General features: G+C 57.9%; 1 protein-coding gene. It reads left to right on the forward strand.

Annotated elements, in window-relative coordinates:
- Positions 1-620: hydantoinase/oxoprolinase family protein (locus ACOSDM_RS20085; RefSeq protein WP_420726315.1), on the forward strand; the 620-nt coding region annotated here is incomplete at both ends.

Consider the following 620-nt stretch of genomic DNA (forward strand, 5'->3'; position numbering starts at 1 on the left):
CGGCATCAATCGGTCACAACGCTGCTGTCGGGTCCCGTCGGCGGTATTGTTGGCGCCCAGCAGATTGGTGGGTTGATAGGGGAAAGCAACATCATCACGACCGATATGGGCGGGACCAGTTTCGATGTCGGCCTTGTCGTTGGCGGACAACCGATCCGATCTGCCCAAACCGTAATTCATCGGCATATCCTGACGGTCCCTGCGGTCGATATTGAGACCATCGGCGCCGGAGGGGGCAGTGCGGTTTGGCTGGATGACAATGGCAATATAAAGGTTGGTCCGCGCAGCGTCGGTTCAAATCCCGGTCCCGCCTGTTATGGGTTGGGGGGGCTTGATCCCACGGTAACCGATGCGGATGTCGTCCTTGGATTTATTGACACATCTTCCTTCGCCTTTGCCCATGGCCGGGCCAGCAGGGATTATGCGGTTGCTGCGATAGAAGAGCGGATCGGGCGACCGCTTGGATTGTCGGCTGAAGAGGCGGCGCATGGCGTCCTTCAGATCGTCAACAATCAGATGGCAGATCTTATCCGCAAGGTGACAATCGAGAAGGGACATGATCCAGGGGATTTCGTTCTGTTGGCCTATGGCGGCAGCGGTCCAGCGCATTGCACGGCCTA

It is taken from the genome of Hwanghaeella sp. LZ110 (genome assembly GCF_048892525.1).
GTDB lineage: Bacteria > Pseudomonadota > Alphaproteobacteria > UBA8366 > Aestuariispiraceae > Pacificispira.